Genomic DNA, 22,409 nt, shown 5'->3' with positions numbered 1-22,409 from the left:
CCGGCGCGGCAAGGCAGGGTTGCGGCCCGGGTGGATCCGGACAGGTCGGGGCGCGGTTCATGCCGGGGCCCAGCGCCCGCAGGAGCGCCCGCACAGGAGTCCGAGCTTGTCGCCCCCGAGTCCCCCCGCATCGTCGCCCAACCCGGCGCCCAACCCGGCGCCGAAAGGGGCCCAGGCCGGCGCCGCGCCGCCGGGCTGAGGGCCGGGCAGCCTCGGCCGGCCCGGGGCGGATCTGCGGCGCCTGCCCACGGGCCTGGACCTGCGCAACGTGCGGCTGGTCGAAGGCGTGCGTGCGGCCTTCGCGTTCGGCGTCGTGATCCTGATCAACATCTGGGTGCAATGGCCGCCGCTGCTGACCATGGCGCTGGCCGCCAACCTCGCGTGCTTCTGCGACAATGGCGGCCCGATGCGGGTGCGCCTGCGCGTGCTGACCGCGTTCTCGCTGCTCGGCGGCCTGCTCTGGGCGGGCCTCGGCCTGCTGCAGCCCCTGGGGCTGCTGGTGGTGGTGCCGGTCTCCTGTGCGCTGATCTTCGCGTGCTCCTACGTCCGGGTCTGGAGCGTGCAGGCGCAATCGGCCGGGAACGTGCTGGTGGTGGTGCTGTGCATCGCGCTCGACCGGCCGCTGACCCTGGAGCAGGCCGGGATCGTGGCGCTGATGTTCGCGGCCGGCGGGCTCTGGGCGACGCTGCTCGCCCTGGTGATCTGGCGCCTGCACCCGTACCGGCCGGCGCACCGGGCGGTGGCCGAGGTCTGGCACGGCCTGGCGCGGCTCTGCGGCGACCTCGAGCGGCTCGTCGCCCTGCCCGCTCCCGACGCGGACGCGTTCGACGGGCATGCGCGCGGCCACCGGCGGGGCGTGCGCGCGAGCATCGAGGCCGCCCGCACCATGATCCTCGACCTCGCCCGATCCCGGGAGCGCGTCTCCGAGCGCACCGCCCAGGCGCTCCTGCGCCTTGAGAGCGCCGAGCAGATTTTTTCCGCCCTGATCGCCGTTTCGGAGCTGATCGACAGCCGGCCCGATGCCCGCCGCCGGACCCTGGCCAAGACCTTCCTGCGGCGCCTGCGCCCGCTCCTGGTCACCATCGCCCGGGCGATCCGCGACGATGCCAGCCTCGATCTCGCCCGGCTGGAGCGCTCCATCGCCCGGGCGGCCGAGGACCTGTCGGAGGATCCGACCCTGGCGCGGCTGGCCGACCGGATCGTCGGGCGCGTCCGCATGGGCGCCAAGCTCTCGACCCCGGAGGGCTATCGGCCCGGCGGCACCCTCACGGACGGCCGCAGCCTCGACCGCTGGACCCGCTATTGGGAGCCGCTGCGGCAGAACTTCACCCCGGCCTCGCCGAACCTCCGGCACGCCCTGCGGGCCACCGCGGTCGCGGCGCCTGCGCTGGCCGCGACCCTGACCTATGCCGGCGCGTTCACGCATTGGCTGGTGATGACCGTGGTGCTGACCATGCAGCCGTTCTACGCCGCGACATGGCAGCGGGCACTGGAGCGGATCGGCGGCACCGTGCTGGGCGGCCTCGCGGGCGCGGTGCTGGCCTACTACGCCACGACCCCGCTGGTGGAGGCCGGGCTGATCCTCGTGCTCAGCGTCGTCGGGTTCGCCGCGCGCCAGATCTCCTACGGCTTCTTCGTCACCTGTCTGACCCCGCTGGTGGTGCTGCTGGTCGAGTTGCTGGAGCCCGGCCACAGCTCCTGGGAGATCGTCGGCATGCGCGCCGGCTTCACCGTGCTGGGCGGGCTGATCGCGGTGGCGAGCTGTCTCCTGCTCTGGCCGATCTGGGAGCCGGACCAGGTCCGACAGGAGTTGCGGCGGGCGCTCAAGGCCCATGCCGGCTTCGCCGAGGCGGTGCTGCTCGCCGTCCCCGGCGAGGCGCGCGATGCCGTCGTGCTGGCCCGGGCCCGCACGGCCGGCCTCGCCCTCAACGACCTGGAAGCCGCCCTGTCGCGGGCCCTGCAACAGCCCCGGGCGGGGAGCCACCCGGAGGTGGAGGCCGCCATGGTGGCGGACGCGACCCTGCGCCGGATCAGCGCCCGGCTGTCGGTGCTGCGCCACGCGCCCGAGGCCGGCGCCCCGAGGCGGAGGCCTGGCGGGCCTGGATCGCCGCCACCTTGGCGGCGCTCGGTGAGGACCGGCCGCTGCCCGAGCGGCCGGTCCTCGACCGGGGGCAGTCGCTCGCCCGCCTCGTGAGCCAGGTCGATCTCCTGAGCGGGACCCTGCGGCCGGGCGAGTTGCGGGCGATCGATGGCGTGGGGCCGGAAGCCGGCATCGGCGTGCGGGACGAGCTGGCCGTCCCGGTACGCTGACGGGCGGCGCCCCCCGGCCTCAGTACCGCGGCAGGGCGTTGGCCGGGCCGCCGGCATGCGGGCCGGCGTAGCGATAGGCGGAGGCCCGTGCGGACTGGGTCCGATCCTGCTGCAGGACGCCGGCATTCCCGACCCAGCCCGAATAGGCCGAGGCCGGGTAGGGCGAATGCTTCGAGTCCAGCCCCTGCGCCAGGGCCGGGGTGGCCGCGGCGGCGAACAGGGCGGCGGCGGCGAACATGCGAATCGTCATGACGATCTCCTCGTGTCTGAGTCTGACTGCGACGGGAAGTGATCCGGTCAACCGTGTCGGGTGAGGAAGATCGTCGGTGCGGCGGTCTTGATCGCTCGGGCTTTGCTTGGCCGAATGTGACCTCTCAACCGCGATACTCTGCCGGCGGTTCGACCGATGCCGTGCGGTGGCGCACGGTCGGCGCAAGGTCGGCGACCGTGCGGGTCCGAAGGCCCGATGCAGGATCCGGTGAGGCCGGAACGGCAGGCGCGGCGGTGCGGGTCTCGCGGCCGGCGCGGGGATGCGTCGCGCGGGGAAGCGTGCCACAGACCGCCCCGCAATGGATGCCCCGTGAGCGGGTATGAACCGGATCGCGCCAGGAACCCTGCCATGCGGTTGATCGTCGGCCTCGGAAACCCGGGTTCGCGCTACGCGAACAACCGGCACAATATCGGTTTCCTGGCCATCGACGCGATCGCCCGCCAGCACCGGGCGAGCCCGTTCCGGCACCGCTTCCAGGGCGAGGCTGCCGAGGTCGTGCTGGGCACCGAGCGGGCGATCCTGCTCAAGCCCTCGACCTTCATGAACGAGTCCGGGCGCTCGGTCTCGGAGGCGCAGCGCTTCTACAAGATCCCCTTGAGCGACGTGATCGTGCTGCACGACGAACTCGACCTCGCCCCGGCCAAGCTCCGGGTGAAGCTGGGCGGCGGCAATGCCGGCCATAACGGCCTGCGCTCGATCACCGCCCAATGTGGCAACGACTACCGCCGGGTGCGGCTCGGCATCGGCCATCCCGGCGACAAGGCACAGGTGCACGCCTACGTGCTCAATGATTTCGGCAAGGCCGAGCTGCCCTGGGTCGAGGATCTCTGCCACGCGGTCGCCGACCACGTCGCCCTGCTGGCGGTGGGCGAGGATGCGAGCTTCCAGAACAAGGTCCACCTCGCCATGGCCGGCCGAGGCTGGGACGCGGTGAAGACGCTGGGCGCGAAAAATTGACACGGAAACACGAGGACACGATATAGCCGGCGGAGGCTGCGATGAAGAACGTCACCGTGACGATGAGCGAGGCCCTGCTGCAGCGGGCGCGTGTCGCCGCCGCGCGCGACGGCAAGAGCCTGTCGCGGTTCGTCGCCGAGGCCGTCGAGCAGCGCGTCGGCCGGCCGCTGACGCAGCTCGAAGCGATCGAGCGGTTCCTGGCCGGCCCCCCAATGAACCTGACCGACGAGAACGGACGCGCCCCGACACGCGACCAGCTGTACGATGACTGACCAGGTCTTCGTCGATACCAACGTGCTGATTTATGGGCGCGACGCCAAGCAGAGCGACAAAAACGCGACCGCCCAGGAATGGGTGCGAAGCCTCGGCGCACAGGGCGCCGCGCGTATCAACATGCAGGTCCTCAACGAGTTGACACGCTGGATCCTGAGGAACGAGCCGAGGCGTCCCCTCGCCGACATCCAGCAGGAGATCGAGGCGCTTAAGGTCTGGGGCGACAAGCCCTTGGACGAGGAGGAACTCGAGGTCGCCTGGGCGGTGCGGGACAAGCTGGGCTATCAGTGGTTCGATTGCCTCCTGGTAGCCGCGGCCCAGCTCGCCGGATGCCGATACTTCCTGACCGAGGATATGGCACACGGCACCGTGTTCGAGGGCCTGACCCTCATCAACCCTTTCCGCGCGTCGCCCGGCGACGTGCTTCAACGGAACTGAGTCCATGGGCTTCAAATGCGGCATCGTCGGCCTGCCGAACGTCGGCAAGTCGACCCTGTTCAACGCGCTGACGCAGACGGCGGCCGCGCAGGCGGCGAACTATCCGTTCTGCACCATCGAGCCGAATGTCGGCGAGGTGGCGGTGCCAGATCCGCGCCTGGACGACCTCGTCCGGATCGCGAGTTCGAAAGAGAAAATCCCGACGCGGCTGACCTTCGTGGACATCGCCGGGCTGGTGCGCGGCGCCTCCAAGGGCGAGGGCCTGGGCAACCAGTTCCTGGCCAACATCCGTGAGGTCGACGCCATCGCGCACGTGGTCCGCTGCTTCACCGACGGCGACGTCACCCATGTCGAGGGCAAGGTCGATCCGGCCGCCGACATCGAAACCATCGAGACCGAGCTGATGCTGGCCGACCTCGACAGCCTGGAGCGCCGGGCCATCGCCCTGGAGAAGAAGGCCAAGGGTGCCGACAAGGAGGCCAAGGAGAGCCTCGATCTCGTCAACCGCGCCCTGCCGCTGCTGCGCGAGGGCAAGCCGGCGCGGCTGGTCGAGCGCAAGCCGGACGAGGAGAAGCTGTTCCAGTCCCTGGGCCTCATGACCGCCAAGCCGGTGCTCTACGTCTGCAACGTCGACGAGGGTGATGCCGACAAGGGCAACGCCTACTCGGATTCGGTCTTCGCCCGCGCCAAGGCCGAGGGTGCCATCGCGGTGGTGGTCTCGGCCAAGATCGAGAGCGAGATCGCCGTGATGCCGGAGGGCGACCAGGCCGAGTTCCTGGAGGCCGTGGGTCTGACCGAGCCCGGCCTCAACCGGGTGATCCGCGCCGGCTACGACCTCCTGGGCCTCGTGACCTACTTCACGGTCGGCCCCAAGGAGGCCCGGGCCTGGACGATCACCAAGGGCACCCGCGCGCCCGGCGCCGCCGGAGTGATCCACTCGGATTTCGAGAAGGGCTTCATCCGCGCCGAGACCATCGCGTTCAAGGACTACACCACGCTGGGCGGCGAATCCGGTGCCCGGGACGCCGGCAAGCTGCGACTCGAGGGCAAGGAGTACGTGGTGCAGGACGGCGACGTGCTGCATTTCCGCTTCGCCAACTGAGCCCCCCTCCCCTGACGCACTGGACGAGGCTGCCATGCCGGACCCCGCGGTCGAGGATTTTTCCGTCGGCGACGTCATCGCCGGCGAGCCCCTGACGGTCACCCGCGACGCCATCGTGGGGTTCGCGCGGGCGTTCGACTTCCAGCCATTCCACCTCGACGAGGCGGCGGCGGAGCCGACCTTCGTGGGCCGTCTGATCGCGTCGGGCTGGCACACGGCCGCGCTCGGCATGCGGCTGCTGCAGCGGGGTCCGTTCCAGGGCGGCTCGTCGTTGGGCGCGCCCGGGATCGACGAGTTGCGCTGGCTGGCGCCGGTCCTGCCCGGCGATGCGCTGACGCTGACCTTCCGGGTCGTGGGGATGCGGGACTCGGCCTCGAAGCCGGGGCTCGGCTTCGTCACCGCGGAGGTCGCGTTGGGCAACCCGCGCGGCGAGACGGTGCTGACCCAGCGCTTCACCTTCATGCTGGCCCGCCGCGGCACCGATCCCCTGCCGCCCCGCCCCGTCGAGATCGGCGAGCCGGGCCCGGTCGAGGAGCCGGAGGATGCCGAGATCCTGCCGTTCCTGCGGGACGCCGAAATCGGCTTGGTCCGCGACCTCGGGGCCTACCCGTTCAGCGCCGCCGCGATCGTGGCCTTCGCCGAGGCCTACGACCCGCAGGCGTTCCACCTCGACCACGCGGCCGCCAAGCGCAGCCATTTCGGCGGTCTCTGCGCCTCCGGCTGGCACACCGCCTCAGCCTACATGAACCGGCTGCTCACCACCCGCGCCCGGGACGCCGCCTACACGGCGAGCCGCGGCCCAGTTCCGGAATCGGGCCCCTCCCCGGGCTTCAAGAACCTGCGCTGGCTCAAGCCGGTCTACGCCGGCGACACGGTCCGGTTCAGCACGAAGCTCACCGACAAGCGCGCCTCCGCGTCCCGCCCCGGCTGGGGCCTGGCGTTTGCGCGCAACACCGGGGTGAACCAGCGCGGCGAGCCGGTTTTTTCGTTCGACAGCGCGGTGTTCCATCGCTGGGAGCCGTGAGGCGCAGCGGTTCCGGTCCCCGTGCGTTGTCGCGACGGAGACGGACGGGATACCGGATACATGTACCAGAAGAAGCTCGGCAACACGGGGCTGTTCGTTTCGGAACTCTGCCTCGGGACGATGACCTTCGGAGGCGGAGCCGGGATGTGGCGCCAGATCGGCGCCCTCGACCAAGCCGAGGCGGGGCGGCTCGTCGGGCGGGCGATCGACGCCGGCATCAACTTCATCGACACGGCGGATGTCTACGCCGAGGGGCTCTCCGAGGAGATCACCGGACAGGCCTTGCACGATCTCAAGGTCCCGCGTGACAGCGTCGTCGTCGCCACCAAGGGCTACGGGCCGATGGGTCCAGGCGCCAACGCGCGGGGCGCCTCGCGCTTGCACCTGATCGACGCCTGCAAGGCGAGCCTGAAGCGGCTCAAGCTCGACCACATCGACCTCTACCAGATCCACGGCTTCGACCCGGCGACGCCGATGGAGGAGACGATGCGGGCCCTCGACATCCTCGTGCAGCACGGCCACGTGCGTTACGTCGGGGTCTCGAACTGGGCGGCGTGGCAGATCGTCAAGGCGCAGGGCATCGCCGAGCGGGCCAACCTCGCGCGGTTCGAGACCCTGCAGGCGTATTACTCGATCGCCGGGCGCGACCTCGAACGGGACATCGTCCCGATGCTGCGGTCCGAGGGTCTCGGACTCCTGGTCTGGAGCCCCCTCGCCGGCGGCCTGCTCAGCGGCAAGTATTCCGGCGGTTCCGGGGAGGGTCGGCGGGCGAGCTTCGACTTTCCGCCGGTCGACGGCCCGCGCGGCGAAGCCTGCATCGCCGCGATGCGCCCGGTGGCGGAGAGCCGCGGCGTCTCGGTGGCTCAGGTGGCGCTCGCCTGGCTGCTGCACCGCCGGGCGGTGACCAGCGTCATCGTCGGCGCCAAGCGCCTCGACCAACTCGAGGACAACATCGCGGCCACGCGGCTGAGCCTCACCGACGCGGAACTCGATGCCCTCGACGCGGTGAGCGTCCTGCCGCCCGAATACCCGGGTTGGATGTTCGAGCGTCAGAACGCACGGGCGCAGCAGCTCGCCGAATCCGGCCGGCCCGGCGTGCGCTGAGGCGGCTCACGCCGCCTTCCGGCGCTCCGGGTAGAGCCCGCACAGCCCCTCTTCGCTCGCCGCGCAGATGCCGCGCTCGGTGATGATCCCGGTCACGAGGCGGGCCGGGGTCACGTCGAAGGCCGGGTTGGCCACGGGGCTGCCCGGGGAGACCACCTCGATCGTGGCGAAGCCGCCCTCGGCCAGGCGGCCGGTCATGTGGGTGACCTCGCGGCCGTCGCGCTCCTCGATCGGGATCTCCTTGACGCCGTCGTGGAGCGTCCAGTCGATCGTCGAGAACGGCAGGGCGGCGTAGAACGGCACGCGGTTGTCGTGGGCGGCCAGCGCCTTCAGGTAGGTGCCGATCTTGTTGCAGACGTCGCCCGACGCCGTGGTGCGGTCCGAGCCGACGATGCACAGGTCGACGCCGCCATGCTGCATCAGGTGGCCGCCGGCATTGTCGGCGATCACCGTGTGGGGCACGCCGTGGCCGTTCAGCTCGAAGGCGGTGAGCGCCGCGCCCTGGCTGCGCGGCCGGGTTTCGTCCACCAGCACGTGCACCGGCACGCCCCGCTCGTGGGCGGCGTAGATCGGCGCCAGCGCGGTGCCCCAATCCACCGTGGCGAGCCAGCCGGCGTTGCAATGGGTCAGCACCGTGACCGGCCGCCCGCCGTTCGCCTTGTGCAGGTCGGCGATGATCTGGCCGCCATGGGCGCCGATCGAGCGGCAGCTGGCGACATCCTCCTCGGCGACGCGGCCGGCTTCCGCGAAGGCGTGGGCGAAGCGCTCGGCCGGCTGGATCTGCCGCAGGTTGCCGGCGACCCGGTCGAGCGCCCAGCGCAGGTTGATCGCCGTCGGGCGCGTCGCGGCGAGCGTCGCCACCGCCCGGTCGATCCCGTCCATCGACGGATCCGCCCGCATGGCGAGCGCCAGCCCGTAGGCCGCGGTGACGCCGATCAGCGGCGCGCCGCGCACGATCATGGTGCGGATCGCCACCGCCGCGTCGTCCAGCGTGGCGAGGCGCCTCAGCTCGAACGCGAAGGGCAGGCGTGTCTGGTCGATCACCTGGACGCTGACGCCGTCCGGGTCCGGGAAGATCGTGCGATAGGGCTGACCGTCGATGTTCATGGCGGTTTCTGTGCCATAGCGGGGCGGTTTTTGCACCACCCCAGGCCCGGACACGCCCGCTCCGGATCCCGCGCGGGCCCGGGTACGGGGGGTCAGGCTTCCTCAACCTTAGCAGGTCGTTAAGGCCGGCGTGACTAGCCTTCGGGTCAGAGTCCCCGTTCGCGTCCGGTCCCGCATGCGCTCGCTTCGCCGTCCCGCGTCGCCCTACGACACTTACGTCGACAGCGTTCGCCCCTTCTTGGGCAAGCGCCTGACGGAGCTCGGAGGGCTCGTCCTGTTCACCGGCGCGGTCGCGCTCACCGTGGCGCTCGCCACGTGGTCGATCGACGACCCGAGCCTCAACCACGCCACCGACCACCCGGCCCACAACGTGCTCGGCCAGCCGGGCGCCGTCGTGGCCGACCTCGCCATGCAGATCCTCGGTCTGGGTGCCCTCGCGTTCGTGCTGCCGCCCGTGCTCTGGGGCGTCCGGCTGATGCGCGAGCGCGACCTGCCCCAGGGCGGCATGCGCCTGGCGCTCTGGATCATCGGCTTCTGCGCCGCGAGCGCGGTGGCGAGCGCCCTGCCGCCCACCGCGCGCTGGCCCCTGCCCACCGGGCTCGGCGGCGTCGCCGGAGACGGCCTGCTGTCCATGGCCCGGGTGATCGTCGGGGCGGTGTCGTCGGCGGCGGCCCACCTCGTCGGCTTCGTCTACGCCGCGGTGGCGATCCTCAGCCTGACCGGCGCCTGCCGGTTCGGGGCCGCCGAGGAGGAGTCCTTCCACGACGAGCCCTATCCCGCCCGGCATCCGTCCGTGCGGGGTCGCGACGAGCGCGAGGATGCCGACGAGCCGAGCCTCGGCCTCGTGGGCATCGGCGCCCTCGCCCAGGGCCTGATGCGGATGCGCGTCGCCCTGGCGCGGCGGATCGAGGCGTGGCGGACCGGCCGGGTCGAGCCGTTCGACAGCGCCTCCCGGCGCTCGCGGCGCGGCGCGCCTTCACGGATGCGGACCTGCCCTGGGCCGAGCACCTGCCGGAGGCCGCCCAAGCCGGGCCAGGCGCGGCGCGAGCCGTTTTCGAGGCCCCGTTCGACGGTCAGGATCCGAGCCGGGACGCGTCGGCTCCTGCGGGGGCGACCGCCCGCCGGGCACCGGTCCCGCTGCCCCGGAAGAGGACGAGCCGGACGCGTACGAGGAGGCCCCGCCGCGGCCGGCCGCCGCCCGTCCGGAGCCGACCGCCTCGCGGGTCGCGGCGCCGGCCGCCGCGCCGGTGCCGGCCCGCCGGGCGCCCGCGCCGCAGGTCCGGCCCGAGGATTACGCCCTGCCGGCCCTCGATCTGCTGGCGGCCCCGCGCGGCCCCTCCCCGGCAAGCCAGGTCTCGGCCGACGCCCTGGAGCAGAACGCGACCCTGCTCGAGGCGACGCTCGGCGATTTCGGCGTGCGCGGCGACATCCTGGCGGTGCGCCCCGGCCCGGTCGTCACGCTCTACGAGCTGGAGCCCGCACCCGGCACCAAGTCCAGCCGCGTGATCGCGCTCGCCGACGACATCGCCCGCTCGATGTCGGCGGTCTCGGCCCGCGTGGCGGTCGTCCCCGGCCGCAACGCCATCGGCATCGAACTGCCGAACGCCAAGCGCGAGACGGTGTTCCTGCGCGAGCTTCTGGCCTCCACGGACTTCGCCGAGAGCAAGCACAAGCTGGCTTTGTGCCTCGGCAAGAACATCGGCGGCGAGCCGATCATCGCCGACCTCGCCCGGATGCCGCACCTGCTGGTGGCCGGCACCACCGGCTCGGGCAAGTCGGTGGCGATCAACACCATGATCCTGTCGCTGCTCTACCGGCTGAAGCCGGAGGAGTGCCGGCTGATCATGGTCGATCCCAAGATGCTGGAGCTGTCGGTCTACGACGGCATCCCGCACCTGCTCTCCCCGGTCGTGACCGACCCCAAGAAGGCGGTGATCGCCCTCAAATGGGCCGTGCGCGAGATGGAGGAGCGCTACAAGAAGATGTCCAAGATCGCGGTCCGCAACATCGACGGCTACAACGCCCGCGTCTCGGAGGCCGCCGCCCGCGGCGAGGTGTTGACCCGGACCGTCCAGACCGGCTTCGACCGGCAAACCGGCGAGGCGATCTACGAGGACGAGGCCATGGACCTCGCCCCCCTCCCCTACATCGTGATCGTGGTCGACGAGATGGCCGACCTAATGATGGTGGCGGGCAAGGACATCGAGGGGGCGATCCAGCGGCTCGCCCAGATGGCGCGCGCGGCCGGCATCCACCTGATCATGGCGACGCAGCGCCCGTCGGTGGACGTGATCACCGGCACGATCAAGGCGAACTTCCCGACCCGGATCTCCTTCCAGGTCACCAGCAAGATCGACAGCCGCACGATCCTGGGTGAGATGGGCGCCGAGCAGCTGCTCGGCCAGGGCGACATGCTGTTCATGGCCGGCGGCGGGCGCACGACCCGGGTGCACGGGCCGTTCTGCTCGGACAGCGAGGTCGAGAGCGTGGTCGCCCACCTCAAGCGCCAGGGCCGCCCGAGCTACCTCGACGCCGTCACGGCCGACGACGAGGACGGCGCCCCCGAGAAGGGGACCAAGGGCAAGGCCGGCGCGGCCGAGCTGGAACTCGACGGCGCCGTGTTCGACCAGGGCTCGTTCGGCGAGACCGGCGGCGACCTCTACGACCAGGCCGTGCAGGTGGTTCTGCGCGACCAGAAGGCCTCGACCAGCTACATCCAGCGCCGGCTCCAGATCGGCTACAACCGCGCCGCCTCCCTGATGGAGCGGATGGAGACCGAGGGCATCGTCGGTCCGGCCAACCACGCCGGCAAGCGCGAGATCCTGTTGGAGGAGGCTGCGGGCTGAGGGTCTCGCGGTTCGACCGAGCGCGTCGAATCAAGGCTCGAGCGCCGGTCCCGATTGCACCGTGGGGACCGGCTCCGGGCCTGGGACGCGTCCCTGAAAGCGGTGGCGGCCGCCGAGGGCGAGCCCTCGGTACCGTGGCGGCGCATCATGCGGGCGTCGCGGCCGCGACCCTGCAATCGGCCCGGCAAACGGGCGCGGCCTTGGGTGTCGCCATCTTCGGCGCGCTGCTTACGGCACTGGCCAGCTTCGACCGCGCCCTGCCCGTCGCCCTTTGGATCATCGTGGCCGCGTCTCTGACAGCGGCGCTGGGCTGGCGGCTCTCGGCGGGTCGCAGTTCGGATGCGGGCCCCGGTCACGGGAACCCACCATTGGGCAGGGGAAGGGGCTGATCATCGATCGCCTGCGGAGACCGGTGTCTCGAAGGCGTGGCGCCTCACGCCACCGAGAACCGGAACGTGGTGGCCGCCCGAAAGACCTCCCCCGGGCGCAGGGTCGCGGACGGGAAGTCCGGCTGGTTCGGGGCGTCCGGAAAGCCCTGCGTCTCGAAGCAGACGCCGTCCCCGGAGCGGTAGATCCGGCCGGAGGGGCCGATCAGCGTGCCGTCCAGGTTGTTGCCGGTGTAGAGCTGCAGGGCCGGCTGCGTGGTCGCCACGTCGAGCCGCCGGCCGCTGCCCGGATCGATGCAGGCGGCGGCCGGGCGCAGGGTCCCGGCGGGGCCGCGCAGCACGAAGGTGTGGTCGTAGCCCTTGGCGTAGGCGAGTTGCGGGTCGCCCTCGCGGATGCGCGCGCCCAACCGGTGCGGTGTCCGGAAATCGAACGGGGTGCCGGCGACCGGCTGGACCGTGCCGGTGGGGACCTGCGTCGCATCCGTGGGCGTGAACGCGTCGGCCTCGATCTGGACGACGTGGTCGAGCACGCTGCCCGTCCCCTCCCCGGCCAGGTTGAAGTAGCTGTGGTTGGTGAGGTTCAGGACCGTGGGCCGGTCGGTCAGGGCCTCGTAGGCGATGTGCAGCAGCCCGTCCTCCGGCAGGCTGTAGCGCACGCGGACGTCGAGGTTGCCGGGGAACCCCTCCTCGCCGTCCGGGGAGCGGCGGGCCAGGGTGAGGCTGGTGGCGTCCGCCGCCTCCGCCTGCCAGAGGCGTGTGCCGAAATTCCGGTCGCCGCCGTGCAGGGTGTTGGGTCCCTCGTTCACCGGCAGCCGATAGGTGCGGCCGTCGAGGTTGAAGCGCCCGCCGGCGATGCGGTTGGCGTAGCGCCCGACCACCGCGCCGAAGCTCGGGCTCACGGTCTCGTAGCCCGCGAGCGTGTCGAGCCCGAGGACGACGTTGGCGCTGCGGCCCACGCGGTCGGGCACCTCGATCGCCGTGATCACCGCGCCGAAATCGATGACGTGGACGCGCAGGCTCCCCCGGGCCAGTCGGTGCCGGGTGACGACTTGACCGTCCGCGGTGCGCCCGAAGATCTCGCCCGCCATGCTGCGATCCCCGCTCAGCGCTTCCAGACGCCGAGCCGCTCGGTGCGCGCGTGGTCCTCGGCGGCGACCAGTTCGGGGCTGGCCTCCGGGGAGGCGCGGCCGCCGCCGTTGAACAGCACCACCTCCGAGAGGTCCCGCCCGTTCACCAGGCAGTTCATCGTGTCGCTGCCCGGCGCCGGCTGGCAGGTCACCGGGCGGCCGCCGATGTAGCGGGTCAGCTCGTCGGCCTGGCCGCCGCGCACCCACTCGACGCCGAACAGGCGCACGACCTTGCCGGCGACCTTCAGGGTCGCGGTGTCGATCACCTGGGCCGGTCCGGTGATGGCGTTGGCCGCGGGCGGCGGCGTATCGGGCTCCGGATCGCCGCCGGTCTCGGGCGGGGGCGTGACCGTATCGGGGGCCGCGGGAGACGCCGCCGACGGCCCAGTGGCTTGAGATCCGGCTTGAGATCCGGCTTGCGATCCCGCTTGCGGTGCGGCGGTCTGGACACTCGCGGGCGCGTCGGCCGTCTGGGGCGAGGTGGTCGTGGAGCGCGTGGCTTCGGGCTCGCGGCCGGCCAGGACGAGGCCCGCCGCGACCACCGCCACCAGGGCGGCCGCGCTCGCGCCCGCGAGCCAGCGCCGATGCCGGCGGCTGCCCTCGTCGCCGCCGGCGAGACCGAGCCGTTCGCGCAGACGGGGCAGGCTGTCACGCACCGACTCGCCGAGCCGGCCCGGGCCGTCGTTCCACGCCGAGACCGGATCCGCGCCGGACGCCGCGGCCTCGGAACGGCGGGTGAGACGGGCCTGCAGGCCCGTCCGCAGGGTGGCGAAGCGGCCGGCCGCGGTCTGCGCCAGCGCTCGTCCCTGGACGGAGGAGCGCTCGGCGAGAGACCGGGCCCGCTCGGACTGGGTCTCGACGAAGCGCGCGGTCGCGGCCTTCATCTCGTAGGCGCCGGTCAGGATCGGGGAATCCTTCGGATCTTCGGGCTCGGCCTCGGGCTCCGGTGCCACCTCCGGCGGCAGGAACAGGGCCGGATGCCGCGCCTGGAGTTCCGCCACGAAGTCGGCGAGCGTCAGCGGCTCGCCGGTGCCGGGCCGCGTGCGCACGACGCCGTGCCGGTCGAGCACCCGGTAGCCCGCGTCTCCGCGCACGATCGCGGCCTCGGCCATGAGCCCGAGGGTCCGCACCGCCACCGGGCGCGGGCGCGCCCGAGCGATCGCCGCCTGGATCGCCTCGCGGAGGGCGGCGCGCTCCGGATCGTCGAGCGCCGGACGCGCCGGCCTCGATTCCTGTTCCGCCACCACCGTTGAAGACGTCATAAACCCGATCCCGGCATCACCGCGCGCCGCACGGAAGCCGCTTTACGCCTTGCCGGGCGAGGGGGCCAGGGTGCCGGCCTGGACGCTCCGGTGCAGGACCCGTCCGGACTCGCCGACGATCACCGGGCGCGTGCCCGCGAAGCTCACCTCCAGGACCAGCTCGGCCGCCCCGGTGGAGACGGCGCCGCGATCCGGGTTCGCAGTGCGGAAATCCACGATCGTGCGGATCGTGCAGGTCTCGGCGTCGCAGGCAGTGCGGATGGTCCGCGGCTCGTAGCGCCGCTCGGGCCAGCGCTGCACGAAGCTGCGCTTCTCGGCGACCAGCCCCGCCAGGGTGACCGGGTGCCCGTAGAAGCGCACCCGCGACCCGTAGAAATGCGGTGCGGCGCCGACCATCGTGTCGCCCGAGCTGGAGACGGTGGCGAGGTAGTTCGCCGCCAGGGCCCGGGCCACGGCGGCCCGCTGCCCCGAGGCGGCCGAAGCCGGCGCCACGGCCGCCGGCGTGTCGGCGAGCCGGCGCGGATGCGCAGCATACCGCGGCGAGGCCTGGCGGGCGTGCGGACGCTCCAGGGCGGCCGCCCGCTTCGGGCCCGCGGCCCGGGTCACGGCGTCCTGGGTCGCGGCGCTCCCGGTTGCGGCGCTCTTGGTCGTAGCGCTCTTGGTCGTGGCGCTCTTGGGCAGGCCGTCGTCGGCGGGCTCTGGCTTGGCAGCCTGCCGGACCGGCTCCGTCTCCGGGACGGCCCGCTTCGCCTGGTCGGCCGGATTCAACTTGGCTGCCGCGGACGGCGCGCTGCGGGCCGGCGGATCGACCCAGGAACTCTGGGACCCCGCCCCCTGCTGCTGGGCCGAGGCGCCGCCGACGAGGGCCAGCGGCAGGATCACGCCGAGGGCGAGGGCAGAGCGGGTGGGAATGGTGGCGGGCATCGGTGCCTTCCTGGCGGCCGGAGCGTACGTGGGGAGAACGCGCCCGCATGCCGAAGCGGTTCCACGGTTTCCCCGGGCGCACCCGTGACTCTGACGATGTGCCGGGCCCACACCAGCCCGGGATTGCGTGGATGACGGGGTTGCGCTCGATCTTTTCACCACCAAGTCGGGGACAATCTTGGCTGTCGCGCGTTTCGGGCTGTCATCCCCCCTTTCGCCGCCCTGAGCATCGAGGTTCCTGTGTCCCGACTCGAGACCGCGGTGACCTCGCAGATGCATCGGAGCCCGTGATGAGTGCCGACCAACGCCGGGCGCTGCTGATCTGCAACGCGAAGGCGCGCAACGGCGGCCTCGACCTCGACGAGGTGCGGAGCATCCTGCGGGCGGGCGGCATCGAGCCGGTGGAGCCGCCGCCGGACGCCGATTGCCGAGAAGTGATCCGGGCGCACGCCAAGGATGTCGACCTCGTGATCCTGGGCGGCGGCGACGGCACCATGAACATGGCCGCACCCGCCCTGGTGGAGAGCGGGCTGCCCCTCGCTATCCTGCCGCTGGGCACCGCCAACGACCTCGCCCGCTCCCTGGACCTGCCGCTGGATCCGATCGCCGCGGCGCGGTTCATCCCGAATGCCGCGACGCGGCCGGTCGATCTCGGCTGGGTCAACGGCCACTACTACTTCAACGTCGCCAGCATCGGCTTCTCGGCCGAGCTCGCGGGCGAACTCACGGCCGAATCGAAGAAGACCTGGGGTGTGCTCGGCTACGCGGTGGCGGCCATCCGGGTGCTGCGCCGGGTGCGGCCGTTTACGGTGACGATCGAGCACGACGGCACGGTCGAGCGGGTGACGACCATCCAGGTCTCGGTCGGCAACGGGCGCCATTACGGTGGCGGTATGACCGTGGAGGAGGCCGCCACGGTCGATGACGGCAAGCTCGATTTCTACAGCCTGGAAGTCGCCCATTGGTGGCGGCTGATCGCGCTGCTGCCGGCCCTGCGCCGGGGCACCCATGGACGCGCGGCCGACGTGCGCGCCTTCCAGACCCGGGAGATCAAGATCGCGACGCGCAAGCCCCGGCCGGTGAACACCGACGGCGAGCTGACCACGCACACGCCCGCCCACTTCAAGGTCTTCCCGAAGATCCTCCGGGTGTACGCTCCCGATCCGGCGGACAGTGCCGGTCCGTTCGATCTGGCCGCCCTCGGCAGCCGCCTCTTCCCGACCAGCGAGACGCACGACCCGTGACCGACCTGATCCAGCTTGCGAGCCAGCCCGCGATCTGGGTCGCCCTGGCGACCCTCATCGTGATGGAGGTGGTGCTCGGCGTCGACAACCTGATCTTCATCTCGATCCTGACCAACAAGCTGCCGGCCGACCAGCAGACGCGGGCGCGGCGGATCGGCATCGGCCTGGCCTTGATCCTGCGGCTCGGTCTGCTGGGCACGGTCGCGTTCATCGTGCACCTGACCGAGCCGGTCTTCTCGGTGCTCGGACAGGACTTCTCCTGGCGTGACCTGATCCTGATCGGCGGCGGCCTGTTCCTGCTCTGGAAGGCCACCAAGGAAATCCATCACAGCGTCGACCCCGACGACCCGGCCGACACCGGGAAATCCGGCGGCACGATTGGGTTCGGCGCGGCGATCGGCCAGATCCTGCTCCTCGACCTCGTGTTCTCGATCGACTCGATCATCACCGCGGTGGGCATGACCGAGCACGTGCCGGTGATGATGGTGGCCGTGGTCGTGGCGGTGATCGTCATGCTGGTCGCGGCCGAGCCGCTCTCGGCCTTCATCGCCCGCAACCCCACCGTGGTGATGCTGGCTTTGGGCTTCCTGATCATGATCGGCATGACGCTGATCGCGGAAGGCTTTGGGGCGCACGTGCCGAAGGGTTATATCTACACCGCTATGGCGTTCTCGGCCGGCGTCGAAGGCCTCAACATGCTGGCCCGCGGACGCAAGCGGGCGGCCGCCGCCGGCACGGAGCGGAGCCCGCGCTGAGCGGTCCCGTCCCGCCGGCCTCCGGCGCAAGCGGCGACACGGCGCTGGAGACACCCATGCGGATCGCGGCCCTCCTGTGCGCCCTGCTGACCGCCAGCCCCGCCGGCGCGGAGACGGTCCCGATGCCCCCTCCCCTGCGGCCCGGCACGACCTCGCCCCCACCGGCACCTCCGGGCGGCGATCAATCTCGGCAATCCGGTGCTCGCCCGGTCCGGGGCGGACGGCCCGGCCGGCGTGTCGGTGGATCTCGCCCGGGCGCTGGCGCAGCGGCTCGGCGTGCCGGTAGCGTTCGTGACGTTTCCCGGCGCGGGGGCCGTCTCGGGCTCGGCCGGGTCCGGGACCTGGGACATCTGTTTCCTGGCGATCGACCCGAAGCGCGCCGAAGGCATCGCCTTCACGGCCCCCTACGTGCTGATCGCCGGCAGCTACCTCGTCCCGGCCGACGCGCCGATCCGGAGCCTGCCCGACGTCGACCGCGACGGGATCCGGATCTCGGTGGGGCATGGCAGCGCCTACGACCTGTTCCTGACCCGTACGCTGCGCCACGCGACCCTGGTGCGGGCGCCGACCTCGGCGGAGGCGGTCACGGCCTTCGCCCGGGACGGGCTCGACGTGGCCGCCGGGGTCCACCAGCCGCTCGCCGCCTACGCGGCCGCGCACCCGGAGGTGCGGCTGCTGCCGGGGCACTTCATGGAGATCCCGCAGGCGATGGGTCTGCCGGTGGGCCGGGACGCGGGGGCGGCGTATCTGGCCGACTTCCTCGCCCAGGCGAAGGCGGACGGGATGATCGCACGCAGCCTCGCGGCCGGCGGGCAGGATCCCGGGCTGGCGGCACCCTGATCCAAGCCGGGTGCATCATGCCGCCTCGATCAGCGCGATTCGCAGCGCAGGGTGAGCCGCGCTGGCGATGTCGACGCGTGCGTCCAGCGAGAACGTGTCGCGCTTCCCGGGCATCAGGTCGCCACGCGGGCGCGCAAGGCCGGGCTGCGCGGCGACGCTGCAAGCAGCGGGTCGGCCCGTGCCGCCATGTCAGGCGCTTCGATCGGTGTGTTCGCGCGATCCCTGGAGCCCTCCTGCGAGGCCCAGCGATCCTCGATCGCCGGACCTCGCAGGCCGAGGAGGTGCGCGGGATCGGCAGCCCCGCCCTCGTTACACCACCAGATTGACGATCCGCCCCGGCACGACGATCACCTTGCGCGGCGGCTTGCCCTCCAGGATCTTCTGGACCGTCTCCAGGGCCAGGGTCGCGGCTTCGACAGCCTTGGCGTCGGCGTCGCGCGGCACGGTCACGTCCGCGCGCTTCTTGCCGTTGATCTGGACCGGCAGGGTGATCTCGTCCTCGACCAGGAGCCCCGCCTCGGCCTCCGGCCAGGGCGCCTGGGCGGCGAGGCCGGGGCGGCCGAGCGTGGTCCAGCATTCCTCGGCGAGGTGCGGCATCATCGGGGCGATGAGCTGCACCAGGATGCCCGCCGCCTCCGTCGCCGCCGCGCCCGAGACCGGCCCGCGCAGCCCGTCCTCGAGGGCGTTGGCCAAGGTGTAGATGTGGGCGACGCAGCGGTTGAACCGCAGGCGCTCGATATCGTCCTGCACGGCGGCGAGCGCCCGGTGGGCGGCCTTGCGCAGGGTGAGGTCGGCGGCGCCATCCCCGCTCGCGGCCAGCGCGGCATGGGTCAGCCGCCAGACTTTCTGGACGAACCGGGCGGCGCCCTGCACGCCCTCCTCGCTCCAGATCACGTCGCGCTCGGGCGGCGAATCGGAGAGGACGAACCAGCGCGCCGTATCGGCCCCGTAGCTTGCGATGATGTCGTCCGGATCGACCACGTTCTTCTTGGACTTCGACATCTTCTCGATCGAACCGATCGCGATCGGCGCCTGAGTTTTCACGTGAAACGCGCGGCGCTCGCCCTCCTCGGTGGAGAAGCGGATCTCGGCCGGCGGCACCCAGGCGCCGGCCGCGTCCTTGTAGGTCTCGTGGACGACCATGCCCTGGGTGAACAACCCGGCAAACGGCTCGGAGACGCCGGCCCAGCCGGTCTCGCGCATCGCCCGCATGAAGAACCGGGCGTAGAGCAGGTGCAGGATCGCGTGCTCGATACCGCCGATATACTGGTCCACCGCCAGCCACCGATCGACCGTGGCGCGGTCGGTGGGGGCGTCGGTGAGCCAGGGCGCGGTGAAGCGCGCGTAGTACCAGGACGAATCGACGAACGTGTCCATCGTGTCGGTCTCGCGCCGGGCCGGTGCGCCGCATTGCGGGCACGGCACCGTCCGCCAGGCCTGGTCGCGCTCCAGCGGGTTGCCGGGCTGGTCGAACGAGACCTCCTCGGGCAGCTTCACCGGCAGGTCGGAGACCGGCACCGGCACCGGGCCGCAGGACTCGCAGTGGATGATCGGGATCGGGCAGCCCCAGTAGCGCTGGCGCGAGACGCCCCAGTCGCGCAGGCGGAACTGGACCTTGCGCTTGGCCACGCCCTCCCGCTCCAGCCGGCGCGCCACGGCCTCGAAGGCCTCCCCGGTGGTCATGCCGTCGAGGAAGCGCGAATGGATCATCCGCCCGTCCTCGACATAGGCGGTGGTGGTGATCAGGAACGCCTCCGGATCCTGCCCCTCGGGGCAGACCACCGGGACATTGCCGAGCCCGTACTTGTTGGAAAAGTCGAGGTCGCGCTGGTCATGCGCCGGGCAGCCGAACACCGCTCCGGTGCCGTAGTCCATCAGCACGAAGTTCGCGACGTAGACCGGCAGCGTCCAGGCCGGGTCGAGGGGGTGTCGGACGGTCAGGCCGGTGTCGAAGCCGAGTTTTTCCGCGGTGTCGATCGCCGCCTGGGCGGTGCCGGTGCGCCGGCATTCCTCGATGAAGGCCTGGAGATCCGGGTTGTTCGCGGCAACCGCTGCTGCCAGCGGATGGTCGGCCGCGATCGCCAGGAACCGGGCGCCGAACAGGGTGTCGGGCCGGGTGGTGTAGACCGTCACCGACTCGGCCTCGCCGGCCGGAGGCCGGGCCAAGTCGAACCGGACTTCCAGTCCCTCGGAGCGGCCGATCCAGTTCTTCTGCATCAGCCGGACTTTTTCCGGCCAGCGGTCCAGCCCGTCGAGGGCTGTGAGCAGATCCTCGGCGAAGTCGGTGATCTTGAAGAACCACTGGGTCAGCTCGCGCTGCTCGACCAGGGCGCCGGAGCGCCAGCCGCGCCCGTCGATCACCTGCTCGTTGGCCAGCACGGTGTGGTCCACCGGGTCCCAATTCACCTTGGCGGTGCGCCGGGTCACCAGGCCCTTGTCCAGGAAGTCGAGGAACATCCGCTGCTGGTGCTTGTAGTAATCGGGGTCGCAGGTGGCGATCTCCCGGCTCCAGTCGAGCGACAGGCCCATGGCCTTCAGCTGGTCGCGCATCGACGCGATGTTGGCGTAGGTCCAGTCCCGCGGGTTGACCTTGCGCTCCATGGCGGCGTTCTCGGCCGGCAGGCCGAACGCGTCCCAGCCCATCGGGTGGAGCACGTTGAAGCCCCGGGCGCGCTTGTACCGGGCCACCACGTCGCCCATCGCGTAGTTGCGCACGTGGCCCATGTGGATGCGCCCCGACGGGTACGGGAACATCTCCAGCACGTAGTATTTCGGGCGCCCGTCAGAATTGTCGGTCTCGAACAGGCGTTGCTCGGCCCAGGCGGCCTGCCAGCGCGGCTCGGCATCCTTGGCGTTGTAGCGCTCGACGGGCTGGGGGGCGGTGCTGGTCATGGGTCCGGCTGGGTCAGAGGCTCGGCGGCTGATCGGGGAGAGCCGCGGCACGGTTGCGGCCCAGTAGCATATCTGCGCCGGAGCCGGTCAACGGATGCAGGGATCCGGGCTTGCGCGAGGCGCGCAACGGCATAGGTCGGCGGGGCAAGGGACCGATGTCCCATCAGGATAGGCACGCGATGGACGACGCGATCACCGGGCAGACCGCTCCCGCCACCGACGGGATGGGGCAGCCGACCGCCAAACCCCCGGTCGGCGAGGCCGACGTCGCCGCCGGCCTCGCCGAGGTGCGAGCCGCCATCGCGCAGGCGGCCGAGGATTCGGAGCGCGACCCCGCGGAGGTCCAGCTCGTGGCCGTCTCCAAGACCGTGCCGGCGGAGGGCATCGTTCCGGCCCTGGAGGCGGGGCACCGGGTGTTCGGAGAGAACTACGTCCAGGAATCCGTCGCGAAATGGCCGGACCTGCGCGCCCGCTACCCGGATGTCGAGCTGCACCTCGTCGGCCCGCTGCAATCCAACAAGGCCCGCGAGGCGGTGGCCCTGTTCGACGTGATCCACGCCCTCGACCGGCTGTCGCTCGCGGCGGCGCTCGCCAAGGAAATCAACCGCGCGGGTCGGACCCCGAAGCTGCTGATCCAGGTCAATACCGGCGCGGAGCCGCAGAAGGCCGGGGTCCTCCCGGATCAGCTCGCCACGCTGCTGGCCGAGTGCCGTGACACCCACGGGCTCGCGATCCAGGGCCTGATGTGCATCCCGCCCGCGGAGGACCCGCCCTCGGCCCATTTTGCCCTGCTCGCCCGCCTGGCGCGGGATCACAACCTGCCGATCCTCTCGATGGGCATGAGCGCGGATTTTCCGGCGGCGATCCAGCAAGGCGCCACCCATGTCCGCGTCGGGACCGCCATCTTCGGGGCCAGGCCCCGGAAGGCGTGAGCCTCACCCGATCCGAAGATGCGTGCGTGGGCCGAGGCGCCCGAGCAGGCGCAGCAGGTCCGACCGGGCCAGGGCGACGCAGCCCTCGGTGGGGCGGTAGCCGTCCCGGGCGATGTGCAGGAAGATCGCGGAGCCCCGTCCCTTCCGGATCGGCGCGCGGTTGTAGTCGAGGTCGATCACCACGTCGTAGAGCCCGTCGTCGCGCCACATCGATTCGGCACTGATGCCCGGGGCCGGCAGGCGGATCGGCCGGTTGTAGCGGCGGTCCCGGCGGTCGTCGCACCAGCCGTCGCCCGGCCGGGTCGCCCGCAGGGACAGCGCCGAGCGCGGGCGCAGGCCGAGATGGTCCGGGCGGTACGCGCCGCCCGCAGGCGGAAGCGACCGCGCGGCGAGCCGCCGTCGCCCTCGCGCTTGTCGGAGACGATGCCGCCCGCCCCGAGGGCGCAGGGGATCACCGCCGGGCCGACCAGGAGCTGGCCCCGGCAGCGGTCGCCGACCAGTGCGCGGACCCGGATCTCGCTCACGGTCATGCGGACCGGTCCGGGCCGCTCGCGCCGATGTCCCCGCACAACACCCCTCCCCTGCCGGTCGCACGCGCCCCGGTCCGGCCCGCGG

At 71.9% G+C, this 22,409-nt stretch carries 17 protein-coding genes and 2 pseudogenes; 12 read left to right on the top strand and 7 right to left on the bottom strand.

Going from position 1 to position 22,409, the window contains the following annotated elements; genetic code table 11:
• Nucleotides 1–268 precede the first annotated feature (268 nt).
• Complete coding sequence (locus tag FVA80_RS23795; protein ID WP_246692113.1) at nt 269–2,194, top strand: FUSC family protein; 1,926 nt, start codon at nt 269–271, stop codon at nt 2,192–2,194.
• Between the two features lie 135 nt (nt 2,195–2,329).
• Here FVA80_RS23795 and FVA80_RS23790 read toward each other — a convergent pair whose 3' ends face one another.
• Entirely contained in the window at nt 2,330–2,560 is a 231-nt protein-coding gene (locus tag FVA80_RS23790) for a hypothetical protein (protein ID WP_147907928.1), read from the bottom strand.
• Between the two features lie 369 nt (nt 2,561–2,929).
• Here FVA80_RS23790 and pth point away from each other — a divergent pair, with 369 nt between their 5' ends.
• From pth to FVA80_RS23760, 6 genes are read left to right on the top strand one after another with little or no spacing between them, the layout of a single operon-like run.
• Nucleotides 2,930–3,538, top strand: coding sequence for an aminoacyl-tRNA hydrolase (pth, locus tag FVA80_RS23785; RefSeq protein WP_147907929.1), 609 nt, complete (start codon nt 2,930–2,932; stop codon nt 3,536–3,538).
• A gap of 41 nt (nt 3,539–3,579) precedes the next feature.
• Nucleotides 3,580–3,810, top strand: coding sequence for a hypothetical protein (locus FVA80_RS23780; RefSeq protein WP_147907930.1), 231 nt, complete (start codon nt 3,580–3,582; stop codon nt 3,808–3,810).
• On the top strand, nt 3,803–4,249 hold the full coding sequence (locus FVA80_RS23775; RefSeq protein WP_147907931.1) for a PIN domain-containing protein: 447 nt from the start codon (nt 3,803–3,805) through the stop codon (nt 4,247–4,249). Before FVA80_RS23780 ends, FVA80_RS23775 begins: the two co-directional genes overlap by 8 nt.
• 4 nt (nt 4,250–4,253) lie before the next feature.
• A complete protein-coding gene (ychF, locus tag FVA80_RS23770; protein WP_147907932.1) occupies nt 4,254–5,351 on the top strand; it encodes a redox-regulated ATPase YchF in 1,098 nt (365 codons plus the stop codon).
• A 34-nt stretch (nt 5,352–5,385) separates the two neighbouring features.
• Complete coding sequence (locus tag FVA80_RS23765) at nt 5,386–6,375, top strand: MaoC/PaaZ C-terminal domain-containing protein (protein ID WP_147907933.1); 990 nt, start codon at nt 5,386–5,388, stop codon at nt 6,373–6,375.
• A 60-nt stretch (nt 6,376–6,435) separates the two neighbouring features.
• Nucleotides 6,436–7,479, top strand: coding sequence for an aldo/keto reductase (locus FVA80_RS23760; protein WP_147907934.1), 1,044 nt, complete (start codon nt 6,436–6,438; stop codon nt 7,477–7,479).
• A 6-nt stretch (nt 7,480–7,485) separates the two neighbouring features.
• Here FVA80_RS23760 and mtnA read toward each other — a convergent pair whose 3' ends face one another.
• Nucleotides 7,486–8,586 (bottom strand): S-methyl-5-thioribose-1-phosphate isomerase, encoded by a 1,101-nt coding sequence (gene mtnA, locus FVA80_RS23755; RefSeq protein WP_147907935.1) that lies wholly within the window; start codon nt 8,584–8,586, stop codon nt 7,486–7,488.
• Between the two features lie 175 nt (nt 8,587–8,761).
• Between mtnA and FVA80_RS23750 the strand changes: the two are divergent.
• Nucleotides 8,762–11,432, top strand: a pseudogene (locus FVA80_RS23750) (DNA translocase FtsK 4TM domain-containing protein).
• 433 nt (nt 11,433–11,865) lie between these two features.
• On the opposite strand, the gene FVA80_RS23745 reads toward FVA80_RS23750, so the two are convergent.
• Genes FVA80_RS23745 through FVA80_RS23735 form a run of 3 tightly spaced genes read right to left on the bottom strand, consistent with a single transcriptional unit; the run spans nt 11,866 to nt 15,131 of the window.
• Nucleotides 11,866–12,906: an aldose epimerase family protein gene (locus FVA80_RS23745; RefSeq protein WP_147910848.1), complete on the bottom strand. Its 1,041-nt coding sequence runs from the start codon at nt 12,904–12,906 to the stop codon at nt 11,866–11,868.
• A 14-nt stretch (nt 12,907–12,920) separates the two neighbouring features.
• Nucleotides 12,921–14,207: a nuclease gene (locus FVA80_RS23740; protein ID WP_147910849.1), complete on the bottom strand. Its 1,287-nt coding sequence runs from the start codon at nt 14,205–14,207 to the stop codon at nt 12,921–12,923.
• Between the two features lie 42 nt (nt 14,208–14,249).
• On the bottom strand, nt 14,250–15,131 hold the full coding sequence (locus tag FVA80_RS23735) for a hypothetical protein (protein ID WP_147957884.1): 882 nt from the start codon (nt 15,129–15,131) through the stop codon (nt 14,250–14,252).
• Between the two features lie 290 nt (nt 15,132–15,421).
• On the opposite strand from FVA80_RS23735, the gene FVA80_RS23730 reads away from it, so the two are divergent.
• From FVA80_RS23730 to FVA80_RS23720, 3 genes are all read left to right on the top strand, one after another.
• Entirely contained in the window at nt 15,422–16,375 is a 954-nt protein-coding gene (locus FVA80_RS23730) for a lipid kinase (protein WP_147910974.1), read from the top strand.
• On the top strand, nt 16,372–17,130 hold the full coding sequence (locus FVA80_RS23725) for a TerC family protein (protein ID WP_147910973.1): 759 nt from the start codon (nt 16,372–16,374) through the stop codon (nt 17,128–17,130). The genes FVA80_RS23730 and FVA80_RS23725 overlap by 4 nt, the downstream gene beginning before the upstream one ends.
• A gap of 198 nt (nt 17,131–17,328) precedes the next feature.
• Nucleotides 17,329–17,970, top strand: a complete 642-nt coding sequence (locus FVA80_RS23720; RefSeq protein ID WP_246692112.1) for a transporter substrate-binding domain-containing protein — start codon at nt 17,329–17,331, stop codon at nt 17,968–17,970.
• A gap of 309 nt (nt 17,971–18,279) precedes the next feature.
• Here FVA80_RS23720 and leuS read toward each other — a convergent pair whose 3' ends face one another.
• Nucleotides 18,280–20,862 carry a leucine--tRNA ligase gene (gene leuS, locus FVA80_RS23715; protein WP_147910360.1) on the bottom strand — a complete coding sequence of 861 codons (2,583 nt, stop codon included), beginning with the start codon at nt 20,860–20,862 and terminating at the stop codon, nt 18,280–18,282.
• A 179-nt stretch (nt 20,863–21,041) separates the two neighbouring features.
• Here leuS and FVA80_RS23710 point away from each other — a divergent pair, with 179 nt between their 5' ends.
• Nucleotides 21,042–21,794 carry a YggS family pyridoxal phosphate-dependent enzyme gene (locus tag FVA80_RS23710; RefSeq protein WP_147910361.1) on the top strand — a complete coding sequence of 251 codons (753 nt, stop codon included), beginning with the start codon at nt 21,042–21,044 and terminating at the stop codon, nt 21,792–21,794.
• A 3-nt stretch (nt 21,795–21,797) separates the two neighbouring features.
• Here the strand turns inward: FVA80_RS23710 and FVA80_RS23705 are convergent.
• Nucleotides 21,798–22,324: pseudogene (locus FVA80_RS23705) on the bottom strand (L,D-transpeptidase family protein).
• Nucleotides 22,325–22,409 lie beyond the last annotated feature (85 nt).

The sequence above is a fragment of the Methylobacterium sp. WL1 genome (assembly GCF_008000895.1).
In the GTDB taxonomy this organism is placed as follows: Bacteria; Pseudomonadota; Alphaproteobacteria; order Rhizobiales; family Beijerinckiaceae; genus Methylobacterium.
Note: the sequence above shows the minus strand (reverse complement) of the source record. Positions and strands in the feature narration are given on the sequence as shown.